At 63.3% G+C, this 24,960-nt stretch carries 22 protein-coding genes; 10 read left to right on the top strand and 12 right to left on the bottom strand.

What is annotated here, in order from left to right; genetic code table 11:
* Nucleotides 1-134: 134 nt before the first annotated feature.
* The 3 genes from MESOP_RS01575 (at nt 135) to MESOP_RS33210 (ending at nt 3,695) form a co-directional block, all read left to right on the top strand.
* Nucleotides 135-2,447, top strand: a complete 2,313-nt coding sequence (locus tag MESOP_RS01575) for a putative bifunctional diguanylate cyclase/phosphodiesterase (protein ID WP_013891562.1) — start codon at nt 135-137, stop codon at nt 2,445-2,447.
* Between the two features lie 147 nt (nt 2,448-2,594).
* Nucleotides 2,595-3,374 carry an N-acyl amino acid synthase FeeM domain-containing protein gene (locus MESOP_RS01570; protein ID WP_013891561.1) on the top strand — a complete coding sequence of 260 codons (780 nt, stop codon included), beginning with the start codon at nt 2,595-2,597 and terminating at the stop codon, nt 3,372-3,374.
* Between the two features lie 171 nt (nt 3,375-3,545).
* Entirely contained in the window at nt 3,546-3,695 is a 150-nt protein-coding gene (locus MESOP_RS33210) for a DUF3096 domain-containing protein (RefSeq protein WP_013891560.1), read from the top strand.
* Nucleotides 3,696-3,783: 88 nt separating this feature from the next.
* On the opposite strand, the gene MESOP_RS01565 is transcribed toward MESOP_RS33210, so the two are convergent.
* A complete protein-coding gene (locus tag MESOP_RS01565; protein WP_013891559.1) occupies nt 3,784-4,599 on the bottom strand; it encodes an alpha/beta fold hydrolase in 816 nt (271 codons plus the stop codon).
* A 210-nt stretch (nt 4,600-4,809) separates the two neighbouring features.
* Between MESOP_RS01565 and MESOP_RS01560 the strand changes: the two genes are divergently transcribed.
* The 4 genes from MESOP_RS01560 (at nt 4,810) to MESOP_RS01545 (ending at nt 8,230) form a co-directional block, all read left to right on the top strand.
* A complete protein-coding gene (locus tag MESOP_RS01560) occupies nt 4,810-5,034 on the top strand; it encodes an aa3-type cytochrome c oxidase subunit IV (protein ID WP_013891558.1) in 225 nt (74 codons plus the stop codon).
* Between the two features lie 86 nt (nt 5,035-5,120).
* A complete protein-coding gene (locus MESOP_RS01555) occupies nt 5,121-6,401 on the top strand; it encodes a Re/Si-specific NAD(P)(+) transhydrogenase subunit alpha (RefSeq protein WP_013891557.1) in 1,281 nt (426 codons plus the stop codon).
* Nucleotides 6,401-6,826, top strand: a complete 426-nt coding sequence (locus MESOP_RS01550) for an NAD(P) transhydrogenase subunit alpha part 2 (protein ID WP_013891556.1) — start codon at nt 6,401-6,403, stop codon at nt 6,824-6,826. The genes MESOP_RS01555 and MESOP_RS01550 overlap by 1 nt, the downstream gene beginning before the upstream one ends.
* 6 nt (nt 6,827-6,832) lie before the next feature.
* Nucleotides 6,833-8,230 carry an NAD(P)(+) transhydrogenase (Re/Si-specific) subunit beta gene (locus MESOP_RS01545; protein WP_013891555.1) on the top strand — a complete coding sequence of 466 codons (1,398 nt, stop codon included), beginning with the start codon at nt 6,833-6,835 and terminating at the stop codon, nt 8,228-8,230.
* Between the two features lie 92 nt (nt 8,231-8,322).
* On the opposite strand, the gene MESOP_RS01540 is transcribed toward MESOP_RS01545, so the two are convergent.
* The 4 genes from MESOP_RS01540 to MESOP_RS01525 all read right to left on the bottom strand — a co-directional run bounded on the left by MESOP_RS01540 (nt 8,323) and on the right by MESOP_RS01525 (nt 15,384).
* Nucleotides 8,323-9,249, bottom strand: coding sequence for a membrane protein (locus MESOP_RS01540; protein WP_013891554.1), 927 nt, complete (start codon nt 9,247-9,249; stop codon nt 8,323-8,325).
* 236 nt (nt 9,250-9,485) lie between these two features.
* Nucleotides 9,486-11,957, bottom strand: a complete 2,472-nt coding sequence (gene gyrB / locus MESOP_RS01535; protein ID WP_013891553.1) for a DNA topoisomerase (ATP-hydrolyzing) subunit B — start codon at nt 11,955-11,957, stop codon at nt 9,486-9,488.
* 145 nt (nt 11,958-12,102) lie between these two features.
* Nucleotides 12,103-14,733: a caspase family protein gene (locus tag MESOP_RS01530; RefSeq protein ID WP_013891552.1), complete on the bottom strand. Its 2,631-nt coding sequence runs from the start codon at nt 14,731-14,733 to the stop codon at nt 12,103-12,105.
* Nucleotides 14,734-14,814: 81 nt separating this feature from the next.
* The gene (locus tag MESOP_RS01525) at nt 14,815-15,384 is read right to left on the bottom strand and encodes an NADPH-dependent FMN reductase (RefSeq protein ID WP_041164472.1); all 570 of its coding nucleotides are present in this window, start codon (nt 15,382-15,384) and stop codon (nt 14,815-14,817) included.
* Nucleotides 15,385-15,631: 247 nt separating this feature from the next.
* On the opposite strand from MESOP_RS01525, the gene MESOP_RS01520 reads away from it, so the two are divergent.
* Both MESOP_RS01520 and MESOP_RS01515 read left to right on the top strand, forming a co-directional pair.
* On the top strand, nt 15,632-16,663 hold the full coding sequence (locus MESOP_RS01520; RefSeq protein ID WP_013891550.1) for an IS110 family RNA-guided transposase: 1,032 nt from the start codon (nt 15,632-15,634) through the stop codon (nt 16,661-16,663).
* Nucleotides 16,664-17,069: 406 nt separating this feature from the next.
* A complete protein-coding gene (locus tag MESOP_RS01515) occupies nt 17,070-18,437 on the top strand; it encodes a cytochrome P450 (protein ID WP_013891549.1) in 1,368 nt (455 codons plus the stop codon).
* Between the two features lie 154 nt (nt 18,438-18,591).
* Here the strand turns inward: MESOP_RS01515 and MESOP_RS01510 are convergent, their stop codons facing one another.
* Both MESOP_RS01510 and MESOP_RS01505 read right to left on the bottom strand, forming a co-directional pair.
* Nucleotides 18,592-19,569 carry a complex I NDUFA9 subunit family protein gene (locus tag MESOP_RS01510; protein WP_013891548.1) on the bottom strand — a complete coding sequence of 326 codons (978 nt, stop codon included), beginning with the start codon at nt 19,567-19,569 and terminating at the stop codon, nt 18,592-18,594.
* Between the two features lie 284 nt (nt 19,570-19,853).
* Nucleotides 19,854-20,135 (bottom strand): hypothetical protein, encoded by a 282-nt coding sequence (locus MESOP_RS01505; protein ID WP_013891547.1) that lies wholly within the window; start codon nt 20,133-20,135, stop codon nt 19,854-19,856.
* Here MESOP_RS01505 and MESOP_RS01500 point away from each other — a divergent pair.
* Nucleotides 20,134-20,364 carry a hypothetical protein gene (locus MESOP_RS01500; protein ID WP_041163963.1) on the top strand — a complete coding sequence of 77 codons (231 nt, stop codon included), beginning with the start codon at nt 20,134-20,136 and terminating at the stop codon, nt 20,362-20,364. The two genes, MESOP_RS01505 and MESOP_RS01500, sit on opposite strands and share 2 nt — an antisense overlap.
* A gap of 13 nt (nt 20,365-20,377) precedes the next feature.
* Here the strand turns inward: MESOP_RS01500 and MESOP_RS01495 are convergent, their stop codons facing one another.
* The 5 genes from MESOP_RS01495 to MESOP_RS01475 form a co-directional block, all read right to left on the bottom strand.
* Nucleotides 20,378-21,379: an Ldh family oxidoreductase gene (locus tag MESOP_RS01495; RefSeq protein WP_041163962.1), complete on the bottom strand. Its 1,002-nt coding sequence runs from the start codon at nt 21,377-21,379 to the stop codon at nt 20,378-20,380.
* A gap of 217 nt (nt 21,380-21,596) precedes the next feature.
* On the bottom strand, nt 21,597-22,406 hold the full coding sequence (locus MESOP_RS01490; protein ID WP_013891545.1) for an ABC transporter permease: 810 nt from the start codon (nt 22,404-22,406) through the stop codon (nt 21,597-21,599).
* Nucleotides 22,406-23,119, bottom strand: coding sequence for an ABC transporter permease (locus MESOP_RS01485; protein ID WP_210160835.1), 714 nt, complete (start codon nt 23,117-23,119; stop codon nt 22,406-22,408). The genes MESOP_RS01490 and MESOP_RS01485 overlap by 1 nt, the downstream gene beginning before the upstream one ends.
* A 161-nt stretch (nt 23,120-23,280) precedes the next feature.
* Nucleotides 23,281-24,081 (bottom strand): transporter substrate-binding domain-containing protein, encoded by an 801-nt coding sequence (locus MESOP_RS01480; RefSeq protein ID WP_013891543.1) that lies wholly within the window; start codon nt 24,079-24,081, stop codon nt 23,281-23,283.
* A 54-nt stretch (nt 24,082-24,135) separates the two neighbouring features.
* Nucleotides 24,136-24,951, bottom strand: a complete 816-nt coding sequence (locus MESOP_RS01475) for an ABC transporter ATP-binding protein (protein WP_013891542.1) — start codon at nt 24,949-24,951, stop codon at nt 24,136-24,138.
* Nucleotides 24,952-24,960: the final 9 nt, after the last annotated feature.

Genomic DNA, 24,960 nt, shown 5'->3' with positions numbered 1-24,960 from the left:
CTTGTTTACCTGAACCGCATTTTCCCGACTTTCCCTAGCGTCAACTCCCTTGACCGTGAGCGGGCGGCCGCTCCTCTAAATGTTTCTTAAGGCGAATATGGCACTGCTTGGCTCCCAAGGGTTGGGATTCAGGCGTGAATCTGAGAAAAAAGAACGAGATCCCGGTCGACGTCTACATTCCGTTCGTGGAAACCCTGTTTCGCGACGGACTGACGCTTTCGATCGGATTCTTTGCCCAGACCCTGCTGGTGGTGCTCGTCTATTGGAAGACCAGGGACCCGGCCTACCTTGCGGTGACGTTTGGTTTCCTGGCCGTCGCCTTCCTGCGCTTGCGCAACATCCGCAAGTACCGGCATGCGCCGACGCCCAAGAGCTGGGAGGAAGCCCGCCGGCGCGAGAACGACTATATTTTCTACGGCTCCATGCATGGTTTCATGCTGGGAACCTTCTGTTTCGTCGGCATCTATCTCGCCTATGACGGATTTGCCGAGATCGCCGCGGTCTGCGTGACGCTGGCGTCGGCCACGTCCATCGCCGGCCGCAACTATGGTTCGCCCAGGATGGTGATGATCTTCATCATGACCATGACCTGGCCGATCTCTCTCGGCTTCATCCTGCGCGGCGATCCCTACCATTTCATCCTTGGCCTGCTTTCGGCGCCCTTCCTGTTCGCCATCAAGCGCTTCGCCGATCTGGTCCGCGAGGTGCTTTTCGCGGCGCTGTCGGAGGAAAAGAAGGCAAACCGCCTCGCCCAGCGTTTCAACCGGGCGCTCAACACCATGTCGCACGGCCTCGTCATGCTTGGCCCGGACGGCCGGGTGGCGGTCGCCAATGCCGAGGCCGCGCATTTGATGTCGCTCAAATCGGCCGACGCGCTGCTCGGACGATCGATCCACGGTCTCCTGATGCGCGGCGTCGCCGGCGGCATGCTGGCGCCGAAGGACTGCCGCTACATTGAGGCCCAGCTGACGCGCGCGCTGCGCGAAGGCCGCGACCGCAAGGTTCTGGTTTCCCTCGCCAATGGCCAGCATTATGAATTCTCGGCCCGCGAAGGCAGCCAGGAACTGGGGGTCATCACCTTCGAGGACGTGACGGCGCGCGTCGAGGCGGAAGACAAGATCCGCTTCATGGCGCGCTACGACAATCTCACCGGCCTGCCCAATCGCGCCTATTTCCATGAACTGATCGGCGAGGCGATGGCTTCGGGCGACCGCGACCGTCTCTGCGGCCTCGCCGTGCTCGACCTCGACGATTTCAAGAGCGTCAACGACACGCTTGGGCATCCGATCGGCGACGGGTTGATCTATGCGGTCGCCGAACGTCTTGCCGCCGTCGCCGGGCAAGGCATCACTGTCAGCCGTTTCGGCGGCGACGAGTTCATGGTTTTCTTCGACCGCATCGAGGATGAGAGCCACCTGACCATCCAGATCGATGAGATCTTTGCCGCGTTGCAGGGCGAAGTGGACGTCGCCGGCCACGGGCTGCGCATCCAGGCCAGTGGCGGCGCGGTGCTGTCGCGGGTCAGGGACAGCGATGTCGACGCGATGATCGTCAAGGCCGACCTGGCGCTCTACAAGGCCAAGGAACTCGGCAAGAACGGCTGGCGCCTGTTCGAGGCGGCGATGGATGCCGCGTTCCGCAATCGCCAGTTGATGAAGGCTGACCTGCGCAGCGCCGTGGAAAGCAAGGGCCTGCGGGTGGTTTACCAGCCGATCGTGGCGATGAGCACCATGCGCATCGCCAGTTGCGAGGCGCTGTGCCGCTGGGACCATCCCGATCTCGGACCGGTCTCACCAGGCATCTTCATTCCGCTGGCCGAGGAAATGGGCATCATTTCGGAAATCAGCACCTTCGTGCTGCATGCGGCCTGCACCGAATGTGCCAAATGGCCTGACCAGACCAGCGTCTCGGTCAACCTTTCCGCCAAGGATTTCCGCAGCCGCGACGTCATCCAGAAGGTTCGCGATGCCTTGGCGAGCTCCGGTCTCGCTGCCGGCCGGCTGGAGATCGAGGTCACCGAAACGGCGCTGCTCGACGACAAGTCGCTGACGCGCCAGTACATCGAGGAGCTGAAGCAGATTGGCGTGCGCATCGCGCTCGACGACTTCGGCACCGGCTATTCGAGCCTGAGCTATCTGCACAAGCTGCCGCTCGACAAGATCAAGATCGATCGTTCGTTCCTCATGGACGTCACCCAGAACTCCCGTTCCCTGGAGCTGCTCAAGGGCATCGTCAATCTTTCGCGGCCGCTGGGGCTTTCGGTAACGGTCGAAGGCGTCGAAACCTTCGAACAGCTCAAGATCCTGGCGCTCGAGGTCAAGCCGGATCTCGTGCAGGGCTTCCTGTTCGGCTCCGCGCTCAGCGCGTCCGGCATCGAGACCATGTCGACCACGGTCTGGCCCTTTGCCAAGGAGATCAAAAGCGCCAAGAGGGCATCCCGCGGCTAGTTTGCGGGACGGATGCTTTTGATTTTAGTAAAATTTTACCGATTGTTAACCTTAACGTTCGGTAAACAGTGCCCGAATCATTTTCATCTTTACATCCCGTGGTCTCGTCGTAGGGTTGAAACGCGGCGGCATTTACGGGGAAAGTCCATGGACGCGCATTTGACAGCGCTTCGCCAGGTGGCGGGCGTGAGCGAAGAAAATTCGCCCGACAACATGTCGAGCTTTGCCCGAAACATCTCCGCGATGTTGGAGCGCACTGAATATCGCCGCTGCGACAAAGGCGAAGACCTCGAAGACATCTACAGGTTGCGCTACAAATCCTACCGGTTGAGCGATATGGTGCCGGAGAATCCGGACCATATTATCCACGACGAGCTGGATGAAGCCGAGAACTGTTCGAAGTTCGGCATCTACATTGACGGCGACCTGGTCAGCACGCTGCGCATCCACCATGCCTGCCACGAGACGCCGCAGTCGCCTTCCACCACGGTTTATGGTGACATCCTGCGGCCAATGCTTGCCGCCGGCGCGCATTTTGCCGATCCGAGCCGCTTTGCCGCCGACCCGGACTGGTCGAGGGTTTATCCGCAGATTCCTTATCTCACGCTGCGCCTTGCCGGCATGGCCTGCTTCTACTTCGATGCGCCCTACTGCCTTTCCACCATCCGGCCTGAGCATGCGGGCTTCTATCGCCGCATCTATTGCTCCGAACAGATCGGCGAATTGCGCGACTATCCGGGACTGAACTACAAGGTCGTGCTCTACCGCGCCAACGTCAACGCAATCCGCGAGCGCTCCTTCTCCCGGTTCCCCTTCTTCCGCTCGACGCCGCTGGAGCAGCGCATGCTGTTCGAGACGCCTGGTGCGGGCGAACTGGCACCGCTGACCATCCTGCCGACGGCAAAGTATTTTCGCGAAGCCGCCTGAGGCCTCGCGACCGACGCCGTGCGATTTTTCCCGACATCCGTGGAGCTTCCAGGCGGTTTCCGCGTTCTGGGTGACGGCGGGCGCGCCGGGAATGTGCGCCAGCGGCTGTCGCGTCGTTATCGCGTGGGCCATACAATCGTCGACCAGACAGGGTCGAAAGGAGTTCCCCATATGACCGTTTCAACGCTCGCGCTCACGCCGCTGATCTCCTTGATAGCCGGCGTGCTGATCCTCGTGATGCCACGATTGTTGAACTACATTGTCGCGATCTACCTGATCATCGCCGGCCTGCTTGGATTGTTCCCGCACCTCGCCGGCTGAAGCCGGCGCAATTTCAGGAAAATGTAAGGCGGGTCTCCCGATAAAAGCGTATAGCGCTTGCCCTTGGGAATTGCGTCAGCATTAACTCTCAGCCAGCGAAGAAGCGTAGCGCTGCGGCGACGATGGCCTCCGGCCTGTCCTCCTGCATGAGATGGCCGGAACCGGGGACGAGGGTCAAGGCGCAATCCGGCAACATGGCCGCGAGCTTTTGGCCGCTTTGCGGCGATATCCAGCGGTCGTCCTCTCCCCACAGCAAAGCGACGGGGCAGCGGAGTTCACCGTAGAGCGGTTCGACCTCGTCGGTGAAACGCGGGTCCATCTGGGCGATCTGCCGATAGAAAGCCGGCTGGCCAATAGGCCCGGTCCAAGGCGCGATGTAGGGTTCCAGTTCGCTGTCCGACAGAGGCCTGGCCGCAGCGCCCGAAACATACGCCTTCAGGATCGCCACCTGTATGTAGTCAGGCACGCCGGCGAAGGCGGCCTCATGTCGCCGGACATGCTGAACGAAGGGCGAGCCCCATGGCCGCACCGCCACCGGGTCGATCAAAAGCAACCTGTCATAGTCACGGCCGTCGATCAGGTGCGCGCGTAGCGCCGTGGCGCCGCCGAAATCATGGGCGATGATCTTGGGTCGATCGAGCTTCCAAAAGGCCAGCATCGCCGCCAGCGCCTCGTTCTGGATGCCCAGCGAAACATCCTGGCCTTCCCGTTTGGTGGATCGCCCATATCCGGGAAGATCGTAGAAATACAGCGTATGCTCGCGCGCCAGTTCCGGTGCGACGCGATGCCAGACATGCGAGGAGAACGGCGTGCCATGCACGAGCACGATCGGAGGGCCTGAGCCGGCGGTCCCCCACGCAATGGCAGTTTCGTTCCAGTCAAATGTCTGTATGGGCGTGGTCATGGCGCTTCACCACCGGCTGTTCATCCGGCGACGATACTCCCCCGCGACAACGTCCAGAACCGCCAAATTCTCACAGCAGCTTCAACGGAGCTGACGGCAGTTTCAATTTTCCCTTGAGGCAGTTGTCGGCTGCGATGCGGCAATAGCGCCATTGCTCTTGGCCCGGCTTTTCGCTATGTGCCTCAAAGATGTCTTCGAAGGGGTATTCCTATGGCTGATCACACGCCGAGCGGTCCTGTAGAACTGGGCGCGAAGATGGACTACGCCGAGCATGACCGCACCTATGCGGGCTTTCTCATGCTGGCCAAATACGGATCGCTTTTCTGCGGCGCCATACTCCTGGCGATGGCTTTCGGCTTCTTCGCTGGCGGCTTCTTCTCGGCGACCATCCTGTTCATCCTGATCATGGCCGTTGGCGCTTTCATTCTGCGGTAGACTTTCCAAAACCCTCTTGCCTTGACGTCGCCGGACGCCCCGGCCGACACTTTGCGCAGACAGGTTCCAGCCGAAAGGATCATGCGGTGGGACAGACGGTTTTCATCCCTCGTGAGCTTGACGCGAACGAACCGCGTGTCGCGGCGTCGCCCGATACGGTGAAGCGGCTGGCCGGACTTGGCTTCGATGTCGTCGTCGAGACCGGTGCCGGCACCAGGTCGCGCATCCCCGACGAAGAGTTCGCCAAGGCGGGAGCTGCCATCGGCAAGGCCGCGGATGTTGGCAAGGCCGATGTCGTGCTCAAGGTCCGCCGGCCGTCGGAAGCCGAGCTGAAGGGATACAAATCCGGCGCCGCCGTCATCGCAATCATGGACCCCTATGGCAACGATGCCGCCGTCGCGGCGCTGGCCAAGGCCGGTGTCACCGCCTTCTCGATGGAATTCATGCCGCGCATCACCCGCGCGCAATCGATGGACGTCCTGTCCAGCCAAGCCAACCTCGCCGGCTATCAGGCGGTGATCGACGGCGCCTCGGAATATGACCGTGCGCTGCCGATGATGATGACGGCGGCCGGCACTGTTCCTGCCGCCAAGGTGTTCATCATGGGCGTCGGCGTCGCCGGCCTGCAGGCGATCGCCACCGCACGCCGCCTCGGTGCGGTCGTCACCGCCACCGACGTGCGCCCCGCCGCCAAGGAACAGGTCGCCTCGCTCGGTGCAAAATTCCTGGCCGTCGAGGACGACGAGTTCAAGGCCGCCGAGACGGCAGGCGGCTACGCCAAGGAAATGTCCAGGGAATACCAGGCCAAGCAGGCGGCGCTCACCGCCGAGCACATCGCCAAGCAGGACATCGTCATCACCACGGCGCTGATCCCCGGCCGGCCGGCGCCGAAGCTGGTCTCGGCGGCCATGGTCGCTTCGATGAAGCCGGGCTCGGTGCTCGTCGACCTCGCGGTCGAGCGTGGCGGCAATGTCGAAGGCGCGGTTCCAGGTCAGGTGGTGAACACGGCCAATGGCGTAAAAATCGTCGGCCACCTCAATGTGCCCGGCCGCGTCGCCGCATCCGCCTCGCTGCTCTACGCCAGGAACCTGTTCGCCTTCCTCGAGACGCTGGTCGACAAGACGACCAAGACGCTCGCCATCAACCGCGATGACGATCTGGTCAAGGCAACGATGCTGACCGATGGCGGCAAAGTCGTTCATCCGGCCTTCGCCAAGGCCGACCAGCAGCCGCCAAAGGGCCAATATGTCGAGCCGGCCGCGATCCCGGCCAAGACCATGGTCGCCGACGCTTCGCCCAAGAAGTCCGCGCCCAGGAAGACCGCCGCATCCAAGTCGCCCTCTTCCAAGTCGAAAGGCACAGCGTGATGGATCAGACCCTGCAGAAAGCCCTCGACCAGCTCGACCAGGCCAGTGCTGCCGTCCGGCTCGCAGTGCAGAACCTGGCCAACGCTCCTGGTGGCACTGACGCGGCGGGTGACGCCGCGCACGCGCTCTCGGGCGGCGCCATCGATCCCTTCGTCTTCCGTTTCGCCATCTTCGTGCTGGCGATCTTCGTCGGCTACTATGTCGTCTGGTCGGTGACCCCCGCACTGCACACGCCGCTGATGGCCGTCACCAACGCCATCTCCTCGGTCATCGTCGTCGGCGCGCTGTTGGCCGTCGGCATCGCCGCTTCCGGTGTTGCCGCCGGCTTCGGCTTCGTCGCGCTGATGCTGGTTTCGGTCAACATCTTCGGCGGCTTCCTCGTCACCCAGCGCATGCTGGCCATGTACAAGAAGAAGGACAAGTAGAGCGCCATGAACGCCAACTTCGCGTCCTTCCTCTACCTCGTTTCCGGCGTCCTGTTCATCATGGCGCTGCGCGGCCTGTCGCATCCGACCACCAGCCGCCAGGGCAACCTCTACGGCATGATCGGCATGGGCATCGCCATCGCCACCACGCTGGCGCTGGCAACTCCATCCGCCCCGCGCTTTGGCCTGATCGTGCTTGGCCTCGCCATTGGCGGCGGCGTCGGCGCCGTCACCGCGCGCCGCATCGCCATGACCTCGATGCCGCAGCTGGTCGCCGCCTTCCACTCGCTGGTCGGCCTCGCCGCCGTCATGGTGGCGGCAGCCGCCATCTACGCGCCGGAAAGCTTCGGCATCGGCACGGCTGGCGACATCCACGCCCAGGCGCTGATCGAGATGAGCCTTGGTGTCGCCATCGGCGCCATCACCTTCACCGGCTCCGTCATCGCCTTCCTCAAGCTCGACGGCCGCATGTCCGGCAAGCCGATCATGATCGGCGGCCGCCACTTCATCAACGCCGCGCTCGGCGTGGCGCTGATCGTGCTGATCATCCTGCTCGTCACCACCGAGTCAAAACTGGTCTTCTGGCTGATCGTCGCCGCCTCGCTGGTGCTCGGCATCCTGTTGATCATCCCGATCGGCGGCGCCGACATGCCGGTGGTCGTCTCGATGCTGAATTCCTATTCGGGCTGGGCGGCGGCCGCACTCGGCTTCACGCTCGGCAATCTGGCGCTGATCATCACCGGCGCGCTGGTCGGCTCGTCCGGCGCGATCCTGTCCTACATCATGTGCAAGGGCATGAACCGCAGCTTCATCTCGGTCATTCTCGGCGGCTTCGGCGGTGAGACGACTGCTGCCGCCGATGACGGCATCGAACGCACGGTCAAACAGGGTTCTGCCGACGATGCCGCTTACCTGATGATGAACGCCCAAAAAGTCATCATCGTGCCGGGCTACGGCATGGCGGTCGCGCAGGCGCAGCATGCGCTGCGCGAAATGGCCGACAAGCTCAAGGCCAACGGCGTCGACGTCAAATACGCCATCCATCCGGTCGCCGGCCGCATGCCCGGCCACATGAATGTGCTGCTCGCCGAAGCCAACGTGCCCTATGACGAAGTGTTCGAACTCGAGGACATCAACTCCGAATTCGCGCAGGCCGACGTCGCCTATGTCATCGGCGCCAACGACGTCACCAACCCGTCCGCGCGCGATGACAAGAGCTCACCTATTTACGGCATGCCGATCCTCGACGTCGACAAGGCGCGCACCTGCCTGTTCGTCAAGCGCTCGCTCGGCTCCGGCTACGCCGGCATCGACAACACGCTGTTCTACAAGGACGGCACCATGATGCTGCTCGGCGACGCCAAGAAGATGACCGAGGAAATCGTCAAGGCCATGGATCACTGATCCGGGCCGGCAGAAATCTCGACATACAAACGCAAAGAGCCCGGTTTCAAAGCCGGGCTCTTCTCGTTTCTATTTTCTATGGACGATTGCGTTCAGGGGTTCGCGAGAAATACCGCTTCCTCGTCGTCGCGCTGCCTGCCGCCAAGCGCCGCGGCGGCACTGGCGATGAAGGCGCCGATGACGAGTGACAGGGCGCCGAGCAGGGCGAAAGTCGCGCTTGCTTTTCGGGCCGTGTCGGCCGCCTGCTGTGCCTTGACCTTGGCATCTTGCGCCTTGGCCAGGACAGCATCGACACGCGTTTTGGCATCCGCCTCGGAGAGGCCGGTGCGCGCGGCCACCAGTTGCGACAGGTATGTCTTGTCCTCCGCGGATACCTCGCCCGCGACGGTACCGGCGATCAGGATGCGCGAGGCCTGCCCCGCCGCGGCGGCCTGATCGCCGGGGTTGCCGGTGGCGAGCTTGGCCGGATCGGCCGGCCGGAACAGCGAATCCACCAGATAGGAGGTCGCATTGTCGGCCGATGCCGATGCGTTGCTGGCATTGGCGGAGGCGCCCGCCGACGCTCCCGTGGCGGCGCCCGAAGCCACGTTGGATGCTGCCTGCACGCCCGTTCCAATCGCCGCCGAAAGTGCCGAGCCAAGCACGCCGACGACGAGCAAGGTGGCCAATGCCCAAGCGAGGAAGCCATGAGCGGTGTCACGGAAATAGACTTCGTCGGTGTGGATGCCGACCCATTTGGTGCGCAGCCGGCCCGCCAGATAGCCGCCCACACCCGACGACAACCACTGCACGACGACAAGCCAGATCGCAGTCGATACGGCGAAACTGGTCGCCGAGAGGCCAGAGCCCGACCAGGGTGAAACCATCGTTAGCCCAAGCCCGGAGCCGAGCAGCATGAGGATGAAGGTCAGCGTCGAGGCCGCGAAGGCACCGGCGATGATCGGTCCCCAGCTGACAGCCGTGGAGGATGATTCCGTTGCAGTCGATACGCCGACAGCCGATAGGGTGGAGGACTGCATGGAGGCCTCCTATCGCATGAAAAGCATGAGAAGAATGATGATCGGAATCGGAACTCCGAGCAGCCACAGTAGAATGCCGCGTCCCATGAAAGCCTCCTGTAAGAAATTGTGATCGACACTGTCACAATGTCTTTGAACGCCTTCTGTTCCGGCAACTCCTCAATGATTTTGATTGTGCAAGCCGACATTGGCGGGCCCTGGGGCACGCCAATGTCTCAAAAAAGCTTGCACAGACCTCAGATATCCAGATTGGCGACCGATAGCGCGTTGTCCTGGATGAATTCACGCCGCGGCTCGACCTCGTCGCCCATCAGCCGCGAGAACAGCGAGTCCGCGTCGGTGGCGTCATTGACCTTGACCTGCAGCAGCGAGCGCACATTCGGGTCGAGCGTGGTTTCCCAGAGCTGCTCGGCGTTCATCTCGCCGAGACCCTTGTAGCGCTGCATGGTCAGCCCTTTGCGGCCGGTCGCAAAGACCGCATTGAGCAGCGCCAGAGGCCCCGAGACGGTTTCGGAGATATCCTTGCGGCGCAGCACCGGCGGCGTCCCATAGACCTCGCTGAGGCGCTGTGCGTAGCGGTCGAGCTGGCGGGCGTCGGCCGAATTGATCAGTGCCATGTCGAGATGGGCGTATTCCTTGACGCTGCGCACGGTGCGCTCGAACACATAGCCGCCGATCCCTTCGTTCGACGTCGACATCCGCCCTGTCCAGCCGCGCTCGGTATCCTCGGCTATGATGTCGAGACGTTGTGCGACCCGCTCCGCCATTGCGTTGGCACGACCAAGGTCGGCAAAGACGTCGGGGTTGAGCCCGCCGGCGATCGCGGCCTGTTCGACCACGCCCCTATTGTAGCGCGTGTGCAGGCCGTTGATGAGCTGGCGCACGGCCAGCGCATCGTCGATGGCGCTGCGCAGGTCCTGCCCGGCCCGAACCTCGCCGGAGCCCAGCGCAAGCGAGGCTTCCTCGAGCCCGGAGCCGATCAGGAATTCCTCGAAGGCGCTCTCGTTCTTGATGTATTGCGAGCTCTTGCCGCGCGTCACCTTATAGAGCGGCGGCTGGGCTATGTAGAGGTGGCCGCGCTCGATCAGTTCCGGCATCTGCCGGAAGAAGAAGGTCAACAGCAAGGTCCTGATATGGGCACCGTCGACGTCGGCGTCGGTCATCAGGATGATCTTGTGGTAGCGCAATTTGTCGGCATTGAACTCGTCCTTGCCGATCGAGGTGCCGAGCGCGGTGATCAGCGTGCCGATCATGTCGGAGCCGAGCATGCGGTCGAAGCGTGCCCGCTCGACATTGAGGATCTTGCCGCGCAAGGGAAGGATCGCCTGGTTCTGCCGCGAACGGCCGCCCTTGGCCGAGCCACCGGCGGAATCACCCTCGACGATGAAGATTTCGGATTTCGCCGGGTCGCGTTCCTGGCAGTCGGCCAGCTTGCCGGGCAGGGACGTGACGCCGAGCGAGCTCTTGCGGGTGATATCGCGCGCCTTGCGCGCGGCTTCGCGCGCCGCCGCGGCCTGGATCACCTTGTCGATGACCACCTTGCCCTCGGTCGGGTGCTCTTCCAACCAGGTGCCGAGCGCCTCGTTGACCAGCCCCTCGACCACCGGGCGGACTTCCGACGAGACCAGCTTGTCCTTGGTCTGCGAGGAGAATTTCGGGTCGGGAACCTTGACCGACAGCACCGCCGTCAGGCCTTCGCGGCAATCGTCGCCGATCAGCGAGACCTTTTCCTTCTTGGTCAGGCCCGAGGAGTCGCCATAGCCGGTGATCTGGCGCGTCAGCGCGCCACGGAAGCCGGCCAGATGGGTGCCGCCATCGCGCTGCGGGATGTTGTTGGTGAAGGCCAGCACATTCTCGTGGTAGCTGTCGTTCCACCACATCGCCACCTCGACGGTAATGCCGTCGCGCTCGGCCTTGATGGCGATCGGCTTGTCGATCAGCGGTTTCTTGACCCGGTCGAGATATTTGACGAACTCTTCGAGGCCGCCATCGTAATGCAGCTCATGCCGCAACACGTCGGCATGGCGGGCATCGGTCAAGACGATGCGCACGCCGGAATTGAGGAAGGCGAGTTCGCGCAGCCGGTGTTCCAGCGTGCCGAAGTCGAATTCGACCATGGTGAAGGTCTCGGACGACGGAAAAAAGGTGATTTCCGAGCCGCTGCGCCCCTCATAGGTGCCTGGCTGCTTGTCCTGTTCATAGGCGCCGGTGACTTTCAGCGGCGCGTCCGCATTGCCATGCGTGAAGCTCATCTCGAAGATCTGGCCATTGCGGCGGATTTTGAGCTTCAGCCACGCCGAAAGGGCGTTCACTACCGACACGCCGACACCATGCAGGCCGCCCGACACCTTGTAGGAATTCTGGTCGAACTTGCCGCCCGCATGCAGCTGGGTCATGATCACTTCGGCCGCCGAAATGCCTTCGCCGGTGTGGATATCGGTCGGAATGCCGCGGCCATTGTCGATAACCGTCACCGAACCATCGGGGTTGAGCGTCACCGTGACCAGGTCGGCGTGACCGGCCAAGGCCTCGTCGATGGCGTTGTCGACCACCTCATAGACCATGTGATGCAGGCCTGAACCGTCGTCGGTGTCGCCGATATACATGCCGGGGCGTTTGCGGACGGCGTCCAACCCCTTCAAAACCTTGATGGAATCGGCGCCGTATTCGGCTTCAGCGCCGTTGGTGTTCTCGATCTGGTCGCTCATGAAAACCTGTTGTCTAGATGCCGCTTGTACAGCGCGAAAAATCGGCCCCGAATCGCGCCTCTGCTATGCACAAGATATAGGCGCTAAAGGCGGTTTTTCCAAGGTTTGCAGGCATTTCCGGCCCAAATGCGGAGCCGGCAGCCGGCTATTTTTTTCGGGTGCCGAATTTAGCGAGAAGGCCGCGCAGATATTTGATCGTGGGTTTGTCCCTGGGCGCCAGCCGGCCCGTGCGGTCGAGCTCCAGCGCCAGGTTCAGCGCCTTGGTCAGCACCGCCTTCGGATCCTTGGCCACATACGCGTAGTTGATGTAGGCCTGCACCAGGTCGAATTGCCAGATCGCATTGTTCGGGTCGGACCGGGCCAATTGCTGGCGGATGCCAAGGCTGGCTTCGAAGGCCTTCTTGGAGCCCTCGAAGTGGCGCTGCTTGGTCTCCAGCATGCCGATTTCCGACAGGGTGATTGACAGATCGCGTTGCCAGTCGGAATTGCCTGGGTCGAGCTTGGCCAGCCGGTCGGCAATGGCAAGGCTGTCCTGGTAGTTTTGCAGCGCGTCGCCGGTATTGCCCTGGGCGTCAAGCACGCCGGCGACCTTTTCCAGGCAGACCGACAGGTCGCGCTGCCACTCGGTGTTGGCGGGGTCATCAGCGGCAAGGTCACGCGCCACGGCCAGTGCTTGCCGGTAGGAAGCCAGTGCCGCCGGCCAGTTCTCCTGGTCGTTGAGCGCGTTGCCGATCTTGGCGTAACTGATCGACAGGTCGCGCTTCAAGTCGGTATCGTTAGGGTCGCGGCGCACCAGGTCTTCGGCGATTGCCTGGCTGTTGCTGTAGGCCACGAGCGCACCGGCGGCGTCGCCGCGCTGGCGCAGCACGTCACCGATCCGCTCCTGGCTGACCGCGACAGCGCGCTGGCGCTCTGGGTCATCGGGTTTGTTCCCCGTCAGCACCAGCCGAATTCTCAGGCTCTCCTCAAAGGCCGTCTGGGCATCGTCCAACTGGCCGGCGGCACGGGCAAGGTCGCCGATCTCGTCATAGCTTATGGTCAGGTCGCGCAGCCGATAGGCGCTGTCCGGCTCGGCATCGGCCAATTTCTGCTTGATCGACAGGCTCTCTCGATAGGCCTGAGCCGCCGCGCCCACGTCGCCTTGCGTCGCCAGCACGTTGCCGATCTTGTCATTGGCCATGGCAAGATCACCGAGCCAGTCCTTCTTATTCGGCATGCTTGCGGTCAGCTGCTGCAGCATGCCCCTGGCCGCCTCATAGTTTTCGAGCGAGGTCGGCAGGTCGCCTTGCGCCATTTTTATGTTGGCGAGCTTGATGTGGCTGATGGCGAGATCCCGCTTGACGCTGGGATCGGCTTCCTGACGCGACCGCTGCTCGAGATCGCCCAACAGGGCGGTGAAGGCGCGGCCGGCCGCCTCGACATTGCCGACCGTCGTATAAAGCTGACCGAGTTCCTCCAGCGTGCGGCTCTGACGGTCGGCCTGTTCCAGGTTGAGAGCGGTCTGCCCAGCTTCGCCATACAGCGACAGCACCGTTTCATAGCCCTTGATGGCCGCCGCATAGCTGAGGTCGGCGCGTGCTGCACCCGCCGACAGGAACAGTGTTGCGGCCTGTGACAGCGTGCGGTCGACGAAATTCGCCTTCAGCGCCTTGCGCGACACCTCGTCGACGGCGACCGCTTCGGCGAGCTTCGCCTGGGCCGCGCCGAAGGCGCCCAGGGCCAGTTGCTCCTCGGCCTGGCGGCGCAGTTCAGTGACCCGCGGATCGTCGGCAGCCAGCGTCTTCATCTCGGCGCGCACCTTGACGAAGGCGTCGGCCGCCTCGCGCAGCCGGGCATTCAGCCTGTCCGCCGACAGATGGCTGGTGTCGGCGCTGATCAGCGCGCCATAGAGCGGCGCCAGCGGCATGTCGGCATCGCTGGCGATCTGCTCGACCTGACCGCGCATTTCCGGCGTCACGTCGGCCATGGCCAGCAGCAGGCGTTCGCGCTCCGGCAACTGTTCCCTGGCGGTGGCGGCGAAGAACAGCTTCGGCAGGCCGCTCTCGACATAGGGCAGCTGTTTGCCGCGCGACAGGTCATAGACCTCCTGTTGTACCAGCGTCAGCACGGAGCGGATTTCGAGCCCGTCGGTGCCGAGATATTTGGTCAGCGCCGTCGTGAAGGGCGAGTTCTGGCCGGTTCCGTCGGCGGCCGTCTCGCCGGGCGCGGCCGAAAAAGCAAACAGGATGTTTTCCGCCCGGCCAACGCGCCCGAGGCCCGGCTTGACCTTGTCCACGACATCCTTTGCCAGGGCGGTGGCGCCGCGCCCTTCGCCACCGTTCCCCGAGAACGGATCGCTGCGGCATGCATCGAGCACGATCAACCCGACCTTGGCGGTGGCGGCGACCGCGTCGCGCACCTCTTCCAGCGGCAGGCTGGTCTTGTCCAGCGCGTCGAGCGAGGACGCGTCGGCATCGACCGGCAGCAGCCGGTTGTCGCCTGAGATCTCGACGCCATGGCCGGAGAAATAGACCAGCGCCACGTCGGCACCCTTGGCGTCTTCGCGAAAATCGTCGAGTGCGCGCCGCATGCGCCGCAGATCCCGGTTGGTTTCGAGCACGACCTCAAAACCGAGCTTCTTCAGCGACGCTTCCATCGCCTCGCCGTCGTGAACGGGATTGGCGAGCGCCCGGACCAGCCGGTAATCGTCGTCGGCCATGACCAGCGCCACGCGCCGCTCGGCCACCGCGGTGGCGGTGGTTGCGAGCATCAGCAGCAAGGCAAACAGCAAACGCAAGTGGAACCGCCCCCCGGCTCGGTCGTTTGCCGACCATTCCACCTCTTTATTGCGCGGGCAAGCCGGCTCGAACCGGCTCGTTCAGGCCGCGCGCATCGGCTTCAGTGCCTCGCTCCAGCGCGACAGCTCGTCCAGCATGATCTTGGCTCCGCCGGCCACCTGCTCGCTGGCGTTGAAAGCGCGGTTTTCGTCGAGCAGCTTCTGATACATCGGCAGCGCGACGCCCTCCGGGATCGGCATGATTCCGACCGATGTCAGCAACGGCTTCAGCGCCTGCGCCGCGCGCAGGCCACCGGAAACGCCGCCATAGCTGAAAATGGCGGCGGGTTTGTATTTCCATTCCCGCGCGAGGTAGTCGACCGCGTTGACGATCGCCGGCGCGACGAAATAATTGTACTCCGGCGCCACGAACACAAACGCGTCGGCGGCGTCGGTCGCCTTCGACCAGGCCTTGGTGTGGTCGTTCTGGTAGTTGCCAAGTCTCGGATGATGCGGCTCGTCCAGCACCGGCAGGTCGAACGCGGCGATATCGGTCAGCACCGGCTCGAATTTTCCATGCTCGCGCGCGAACGCCTCCAGCCACTCGGCAAAAACCGGGCCGGCGCGGCCGGGCCGCGTGCTGCCGATGATGATGTTCAACTGGTGCTTCAAGGCGGGCTCCTTCGATTGGCGGTATCCGTTGCTGACGGTCCCTACGGCAGAGCGCAACGACGGACAAGGCGGGAGCCTGCGCATGGCGGTCACGATCGGATGAACGAACATGAAGTAATCGCGGAAGCGGTGGCCACCTGAGATGTGGCGGCGATGTTCGAACATCTGGCCGGCTGGCTGTCCTCCGATAGGATGAAGAACGGGCTCTCGATCGACACCGGGCCCAGCCACCGAACGGAGGACAGCCATGGAACACTATATCGGTCTCGACGTATCCATGAAAGAGACGGCAATATCGATCCGGCAGAACGGTAAGAGGATTTGGCGGGGCAAGTGCGCGTCCGATCCGCAACTGCTTGCGGCGGTGATCCGCAAGCGCGCACCGCATGTCCGGCGGGTCGTGTTCGAAACGGGGCCGCTGTCGGTGTGGTTCTACCATGCGTTGACGGCAGAGGGCCTGCCGGTGATCTGCATCGACGCGCGGCATGCCAAAGCCGCGCTCGACATGGCCGCGAACAAGACCGATGCGAACGATGCCGATGGCCTGGCACATCTGGCCGAGGTCGGCTTCTACCGAGAGGTCCGGGTCAAAGGTTTCGACAGCATGCTGATCCGCACGCTGATCACCGCACGGCGCCAACTTCTTAAGATGCGTTTGCAGATATCCAATCAAATCCGTGGGTTGATGAAGACGTTCGGCCTTGTCGTGCCCAAGGGCGCCGGAAGCGTGTTCGAACGCAACGTTCGCGACCTTCTGCAGGGTGAAGAAAAGCTGGCGCGCATTGTTGTGCCAATGCTTCAGGCATGGAGTGGTATCCGATACCAAATCGCAGAGCTGAGCAAGCAGCTGGCCGCGACGGCGCGTGAGGACCAGCACTGCCGTCTGCTCATGTCAGTGCCCGGTGTAGGCACCGTCACAGCCACTGCCTTTGCCGCAGCGGTGGAGGATCCGGCCAACTTCAGGAACTCGCGCGCCGTGGGCGCATGGGTAGGCCTGACCCCGAGGCGCTACCAGTCCGGCGAGGTCGATAATGATGGTCATATCTCGCGCCGTGGCGACAATCAGTTGCGCGGACTGCTATATGAGGCGGCCGCGGTTATCCTGAACCGGTCGACGGATACCAGCAGCCTGCGAACCTGGGCGTTGGAGCTGAAAGATCGGATCGGCTTCAAGCGAGCGGCCGTAGCGTTGGCGCGCAAGCTGGCGGTGATCATGCATGCGATGCTTCGGACGGGCGAGCTGTTTGATCCGCACGGAGGAACGCAAGCCGCTGTCTGATACCTCGGTCGCTCGCCTGCGACGATTCCGCCATACCATTCCACCAACAGCGTTCTTACAGACGCATCAAGCTGTCCCTGCCGGGACGTGGCTGAGATCATTCCGCGAAGCGGGAAGCAACTGCCTCGGTAAGCAGATTGCGCAACGAACATAGGAAGATCTCACCTGCGAAACTCATCCTGCGGCGATCATCGCGTCGACCGCGTAGACGACCCTGTACCCGGCATTCGGACGAACGAGAATCGACAGAAAGGACGACGGCCTTGCACTCACCCCCTTGACGGTCGAGCGATTAGACGACCCGTCTGCTTTCGCGTCTCGCGCTGGCCTGGTTCGTCCTGCCGTTCGGCCACATGGACGCCCGCATCGCCAGTCACTACATTGAGGGCGAACAGCGGAGCACTTCATGGACACGCAGCCCGCCCCATTCGTACCGCCCGCGCCGAAGCCGCGCACATCGCCGCCTTCGACGCTGGAGATGATCCGCATCGTCTACCGCAACCCGCTCGAACTGTGGGGTGAGCCGACCTACAACGAACCCTGGATTTCGGCCAACGGCGCCGGCGGGCCGCTGGTCATCGCCAACGACCCCGGCCTTATCCGCCATGTGCTGGTCGACAATGCCAAGAACTACAAAATGGCGACGGTGCGCCAGAAGATCCTGCGACCGATCCTGCGCGACGGCCTGCTGACCGCCGAGGGCGAGGTCTGGAAGCGGTCGCGCAAGGCGATGGCGCCGGTGTTCACCCCGCGCCACATTTTCGGCTTCGCCCAGCCGATGCTGAAGCGCACGCGCGAGTTCGCCACCCGCTACGAGGCGGGCGGCATGTCCGATATCGCCCATGACATGACGCTGCTCACCTACGACATCCTGGCCGAGACGCTGTTTTCCGGCGAGATCGCTGGCGAGCAGGGCAGTTTCGCCAATGAGATCGATCGTCTGTTCGAGACCATGGGCCGTGTCGATCCGCTCGACCTGTTGCGCGCGCCCGACTGGCTGCCGCGGCTCACCCGCATCCGCGGGCGCAAGACCATGGCCTATTTCCGCAAGATCGTCACCGACACGGTCAAGATGCGCGAAGAGAAGGTCAGGCGCGATCCCGATGCCGTGCCGCAGGATTTCCTGACGCTCCTGCTCAAGGCCGAGGGGCCAGAGGGGCTGACCCGGGCCGAGGTCGAGGACAACATCATCACCTTCATTGGCGCCGGCCATGAGACCACGGCGCGCGCACTCGGCTGGACGCTTTATTGCCTGGCCGAATCGCCATGGGAGCGCAACAGGGTCGAACAGGAGATCGACCAGGTGTTGGCGCGCGAAGCCGATCCGACGAAGTGGCTGGACGCCATGCCGTTGACGCGCGCCGCCTTCGAGGAGGCGCTCAGGCTCTACCCGCCGGCGCCGTCGATCAACCGCGAACCGATCGTGCCGGAGATGTGGAAGGATCTTTACATCCCCAAGCACGCGGCCGTGCTGGTCATGCCATGGGTCGTTCATCGCCACCGGAAGCTTTGGGACAGGCCCGATGCCTTCCTGCCGGAGCGCTTTCACCCGGGAAACCGCGAAAAGATCGACCGCTTCCAGTATCTGCCGTTCGGCGCGGGGCCGCGCGTCTGCATCGGCGCCAGCTTCGCCATGCAGGAGGCGATCATCGCGCTCGCCATCCTGCTATCGCGCTTCCGCTTCGATGTGACCGCTGAAACGAAGCCCTGGCCGGTGCAGAAACTGACCACGCAGCCGCATGGTGGTTTACCCATGCAGGTCACACCTCGCTAGAGCAATTCCAGGAAAAGTGTGACACGGTTTTCCGTCCGGAATTGCGTAAAAACAAAGAGATAGAGCGGTTCGCCGTTTCCGTGAAACGGTGAAATGCTCTAGGCGGGCCGATAGTCAGGTGATGCCGGCCTGACCTTTGGACGGTTGCGGCAGTTTATGCCGCGGGCTTGCGCTGCTGGAATTGACCGGCGGCGCGAAAGCGCCAGAGGTAGCTGGGCAGGACCGTCGCGATCGATTGCGGCTGGATGCCCAGCCCGGTGAGTGTCCGGTTGGCCTTGGTTGCCGCGTCGGAAACGATGTTGTGCTCGCGCAGCTGCATCACCTGGTCCTTGGTCAGCAGCGGATTGGGCAACAGTCCGAGGATAGAGGCCTGGATGTTGGCCACCCACCACGGCACCGGCACCAGCAGGCGTTTGCGCTCGATCACCTCGAGCAGCTCTTCCATGCATTCCCTGAAGGTGAGCACCTTGGGACCGCCAAGCTCGTAGATCTGGCCGCCATCGACCTTGCCCTCGACCGAGCGCGCCACCGCCTCGGCGACATCGCCGACATAGACCGGCTGGAGCTTGTTGTGACCGCCGCCGATCAGCGGCAGCACCGGTGAATAGCGCGCCATGTTGGCGAAGCGGTTGAAGAAGGAATCCTCAGGCCCGAAATTGATCGACGGCCGGAAGATCACCGCATCCTTGATCGTCTCCAGGACGGCCTGTTCGCCAAGCGCCTTGGTGCGTGCGTAGTCCGAGCCAGAGCCCAGATCGGCGCCGAGCGCTGAAATATGGGTGAGGCCGGCGCCGACGGAGCGCGCCGCCTCGGCGACCGCGCGGGCGCCGAACTCGTGCACGGCGGAGAACTTCTGCCGGCCGCTCTCATGCAGGACGGCGACCAGGTTGATGACATGGTCGGCGCCTTGGACGGCGCGGTCGACCGACCAGCGCACCCGCACATTGGCCTGTACCGGCTGGATCTGCCCGACATTGCCGAGCGGCTGCAAATGGCCTGCAAGGTCAGGCCGCCGGCAGGCGACCCGGATGCGATAGCCGCGCTTGGCCAGCGCGCGCACGACATGGCGGCCGACAAAGCCGGACCCGCCAAAGACGACGACGAGCTTCGGGGTCTGCAAGATTTCGGTCATGGCGGGCTCCGGCGCACGTTCCAGATGGCTTGGCTGAAGCCGTTTCATAGTCCGTTTTGCGCCAAAGGCAAAGGGTGACGCGACGTCGCTGTCCCCCTTGTCTCCGAGCAATTCCAGGAAAAGTGCAAGGCGGTTCTTCCTTGGGAATTGCGTCGGGACAAAAACACCTCAGAACGCCTTGCCGATGCGGGCGTCGACGCAGAAAACCCCGCCGAAGCGGGGTTTTCTGGATGACATCCATGCGAAGCCAGGGGGCCGACGAAGCGGCCTGACCTGAGACGGTATCAGGAGGGCGTGAAGCAAGTACGCCCACCCCAGCCCTGAACATCCGACATGGTGCCACCGACCTTCTTGCAGGCCGCGACGAAATCGGCGCTGCAATTGGCGAATTTGGCGTGGCCGTTCTTGCAGTAATGGTCCTCGGTGGCGCCGCCGCTCGGGGCGGTGATGACGCCGGGCGTGGACGGTTTCACCGGAGCGGCCTTCAACGTGGCTGCCTGGGTGGCGCCCATGAACGAGCCGAGAAGAAGGACCGCGGTGAGCATGGTTATCTTGGTGTTGGTCATGGCAATTTTCCTTTTGATTCCGGTTGGGTTTTCCGAGGCGCAAAGGGACATCCTCCGCGTGAAGCAGGCTTTCGCTTTCGGTTTGCTGTTTCCCCCGGCGTGGATCGGGCAAGCTCGCCTTGCCCTGGACAAAGCTGGGTGTTTGCAAAGCGCAAAAAGGTTCAGCGGCGCGCAGAAAAAAACGCACCGCGCCGCGCCCTGCGCCGGCAGTCTTCAGGTAACTGTCTGAAATAATGGACTATTCAGGTTGAATAGCGCTCGGCGAATTCGGAAATGCGCTGCACGACCGCCTTCGGCGCGGTGATGCCGCGTGCCTGCGCCTTCTCGGCTGCCTCTGCCCGGGCGCGCCCCGGCACATGGACGCCGTAGCGGCGGCGCAGCCGGTCGAGCTGGTCCTTCATGCGCTGCTCGAAATCCGGATCGAGCAGCTTGGGTTCGACGGCAAGCACGAACAGGCCGGTTCCGGGGCTGTCCGGGCCGCCGCTGAACCATGGCGCGTCGAGCGACCAGTTGGCGCCCGACAGGCCGGCTGCCAGCACTTCGACCATCAGCGCGATGTTGGCGCCGCGCTGGCCGCCGAAGGCAAGCATGGCGCCCTTCATGGCGGCCGCCGGATCGGTGGTCGGGTTGCCGCTCTCGTCCAGCGCCCAGCCTTCGGGAATTTTCTTGCCGTCCTCGGCCGCCTTGCGGATGTTGACGAAAGCGGTGGCGCTCGACGACTGGTCGATGACCAGCGGCGCGCCGTCGGCGGCAGGGGCGGCGAACGACATCGGGTTGGTGCAATAGACCGGCTTGACCGAGCCGGAACCAGCCAGAACGGCCGGGCCATTGGTGGCGGCGAACGACACCAGCCCTTGCGCCGCCAGCCGGCCGGTGAAGTAGCCGAGCGCGCCGCATGTATAGGCATTCTTCTGCGAGAAGATGGCGACGCCGAACAGCCTTGCCGCCTTGGCGAGGTCGTCGATGGTGCGGTCGAAGCCGGTATGCGCCAGCCCGCCGCGCGCGTCGGAGAGATAGACCGCCAGCGCCGGCCTTGTGATCACCGGATCGGCGTTGCCGTCGATGCGGCCGGCCTCGAGCGCTTCGAGATAATCGATGAAATGCGTGAGCCCCACGCTCGAAAGCCCTTCTGCCTCGGCCGATATGATCGAGGCGGTGAGCGATTGCGCCGCTTCTTCATTGGCGCCGGCGCCGAGTGCCGCCATCCGGCACAGTCCTCTTGCCTGGTCGAGACTGAGTTGCATCGTAGCTGCCTTCAAGTGGGTAGGGAGTGGTGGGTAGTGAATAGAGGATGCGGCGAGCCGCTTCCACTCACTATTCGCTACTCACTCCTCACGAGAGCAATTCCAGGAAAAGTGTGACACGGTTTTCCCGGGAAAAGCGCGTAGCGCTTTCCCTTGGGAATTGCGTAAAAACAAAGAGATAGAGCGGTTCGCCGTTTCCGTGAAACGGTGAAATGCTCTAGCCGATCTTGTTCGGGATGCGCGCCTCTATCCTGCCGAAGGCGAACACCAGGATGCCGGTGATCGTCATGTAGATCAGCGCCAGCAGCAGCAAGGGTTCGTAGGTGAGATAGGTGTCCTGCCGCACTTTGGACGAAACGGCGAAGATATCGATGACGCTGATCGTCGCCACCAGCGGCGTCGATTTCAATTGCAGCACGGTCTCGCCGGTCAGTGTCGGCAGCGCCCTGTAGAAGGCCTGCGGCAGCCAGATGCGCCGAAAGATTTTCCAGCGGCTCATGCCAAAGGCGCGAGCCGCCTCCAATTGTCCCTTGGGTACGCCGGCAAAGGCACCGCGCATCACCTCGCCCTCGTAACCGGCGAACGACAGGGTCAGCGCCAGCACGCCATAAGGCCAGGCTTGCCGCAGATACGGCCACATCCAGGATTCGCGGATCCACGGATATTGCGGAAACAGCGAACCGAGGCCGTAATAGAGCAGCCACAGCTGGATCAGCAGCGGCGTTCCCCGGATCACCGTACAGAAGGCCTTGGCGAGTGCCGCGAACCAGAACGAGCCGGTGGCCTGCGCCAGCCCGAGCGGCACGGCGAGCAGGAAGCCGAGCACGCAGGTAACGGCCAGGATCCATAGTGAACGCCAGATGCCGAGCAGGCCCATCTCGTAATACTGCGGCAGCCAGTCCCAGCGCATGAAGAATATGGCACCCAGAACCAGCCCCAGCGCGACCAGGATCAGCACGATGCGGTGCGGCTGCAGCCATAGCGACGTTCGCGCGACAACGTTGATGACGGCCGCTTCGTTCGCCATCAGCGTGCTTCCTTGAGCGAAGGCATGCCGCGCCGCGACCATGCCTCGACGCGGCCGATAAGGAAATTGGAAATCAGCGACAGCAGCAGGTAGAGAACGGCTGCGGCGAAAAAGAAGGTGAAATAGGCTTTGGTGACGCCTGCGGCCTGCCGCGTTGCCAGCGCCAGTTCGTAGAACCCGACGACCGCCAGCAGGGCGGTGTCCTTGGTGGCGATCAGCCAGAGGTTGGCGAGGCCCGGTATGGCAAACGGCAGCATGGCCGGCAGTGTTATGCGCCGCAGCATCAGGCCGGGAGACATTCCGTAGGCACGGGCGGCTTCGATCTGGCCCTGCGGAATAGCCAGGATCGCTCCGCGTATCACCTCCGTCGAATAGGCGCCCTGGACGAAGCCGAGCACGGCGATGCCGGCGGCAAGGCCACTGATGTCGACGCGCTGGTAGCCCATTGCCGTCAGCGCCTGGTTGATCAGGTCGGTTCCGGCATAATAAAGCAGTAGGATCAGCACCAGTTCGGGCACCGCGCGCACGACGGTGGTGTAAACCGCCAGCAGATCACGCACCACCGGCCCGCCATAAAGCTTGCCGAAGGCGCCGCCAGTGCCGATCAAAAGGCCGAGGCAGGTGGCCCCGAGCGCGATCTCGATCGAATGCAGAAGTCCGAGCAGAAGCGTTCCGCCCCAGCCTGGTGGGTTGGGCGAGAGAAGCTCGATGATGCCGGCCGCCGAGGCCGAAAGAAATGCGTCGATCAGCTTTGCCCCCGGATTGCTGGCGTCAGCCGCTGGCCATTTTCGTCAGCGAAAGCGTGCGTGGACAGGTTCAGGCGAAACCCGCACGGCGCACGATGCGCCGCGCGGTCACAAGCCAGGCTTGCCAATCAGTTCGACTGCGCGCCGCCGCCGCCGTAAATGTCGAAATCGAAGTACTTCTTCGAGATCTCGTCATACTTGCCGTTGGCGCGGATCGCCTTGATGCCGGCGTTGATCTTTTCCTTCAGGTCGGTGTCTTCCTTGCGCACGCCGGCGCCGACGCCCGGTCCGAGCACTTCGTCGTCCGGAGCCACCATGCCCTTCAGGTCACAGCAGGCCTTGCCCTGGTCCGACTTGAGGAATTCGCCGAGCGCGATGGAATCGGCCTGCACCGCGTCCAGCCGGCCGGCGGCGAGATCGTTGTTGGCTTCGTCCTGGGTCTGGTACTCCTTGATCTCGGAAGCCGTGGCGCCGAAGTGCTTCTTGGCGTAGACGGCATGCACGGTCGACACCTGGACGCCGACGACCTTGCCCTTGAGGTCTTCAGGCGTGGAGCCGAATTTCTGGTCCTTCGGTCCGATGATCGCCGTCGGCGTGTTGTAATACTTGTCCGAGAAATCGATCGTCTTCTCGCGCTCCGCGGTGATCGACATCGAAGAGACGATGAGGTCGATCTTCTTGGTGGTCAGCGCCGGGATGATGCCGTCCCAGGCGACCGGCGTGATGACGCAGTCGAGCTTCTCCTCGGCGCATACGGCGTCGATGAACTCGATCTCCCAGCCGACCCATTTGCCCGAGGCGTCCGGCGAGGTGAAGGGCGGATAGGGCTCGGCGGCGACACCGATCTTGACCGGATCGGCCTTGGCGACGCCCATGGCGGCGACGCCGAGCAGCAGCGCCGCGGCGAATGTCTTCAGAACAGTCTTCATTTCAAACTCCCAGTTTGTTGTTGGTTCCCGGTTTTCTTCCGCCTCGGCCTGTCCCTAGCCGATGTTGCGGATGAACTGCTTGAGCCTTTCGGATTTCGGTGCGCCGAAGATCTGCTCCGGCGGGCCTTCTTCCTCGACCAGCCCGTTGTAGAGATAGACGACGTGGGTCGCGACCTCGCGGGCGAACTTCATCTCGTGGGTGACCAGCACCATGGTGCGGCCTTCGCGCGCCAGGTCGCCGATCACCTTCAGCACTTCGCCGACCAGTTCGGGGTCGAGCGCCGAGGTCGGCTCGTCGAACAGCATGACGCGCGGATTGATGGCAAGCGCGCGAGCGATCGCGGCGCGCTGCTGCTGGCCGCCTGAAAGATAGGCCGGATAGACATCGCGCTTTTCGGCAAGCCCGACGCGCGCCAGCAATTTCTCGGCCTGGGCGATAGCCTCGTCGCGCTTGACGCCGAGCACATGCACCGGAACCTCGATGACGTTCTCGATCAGCGTCATGTGGCTCCACAGGTTGAAATTCTGGAACACCATGCCGAGCTTGGAGCGGATGCGCTCGATCTGCTTGCGGTCCGCCGGAACGGTGTGGCCATAGCTGTCGGCCCTGAGCTTGATCTCCTCGCCGTTGACGCGGATGATGCCGCTGGTCGGGTTTTCCAGGCAGTTGATGCAGCGCAGCAGTGTCGATTTGCCCGAGCCCGAGCCGCCGATAATGGCGATCACCTCGCCGTCGCGCGCCGACAGCGACACGCCCTTCAGCACGTGCAGTTCGCCGAATTTCTTGTGCAGGTTCTCGACATGGATGGCTTCGGCGGCGCCGTCCTGCACCTTGCCGGATTGGACTGTGGCAGCTTCCACCACGGTCACTGGGCGACC

The sequence above is a fragment of the Mesorhizobium opportunistum WSM2075 genome (genome assembly GCF_000176035.2).
In the GTDB taxonomy this organism is placed as follows: Bacteria; Pseudomonadota; Alphaproteobacteria; order Rhizobiales; family Rhizobiaceae; genus Mesorhizobium; species Mesorhizobium opportunistum.
This window is presented reverse-complemented; position numbering and strand designations above follow the sequence as displayed.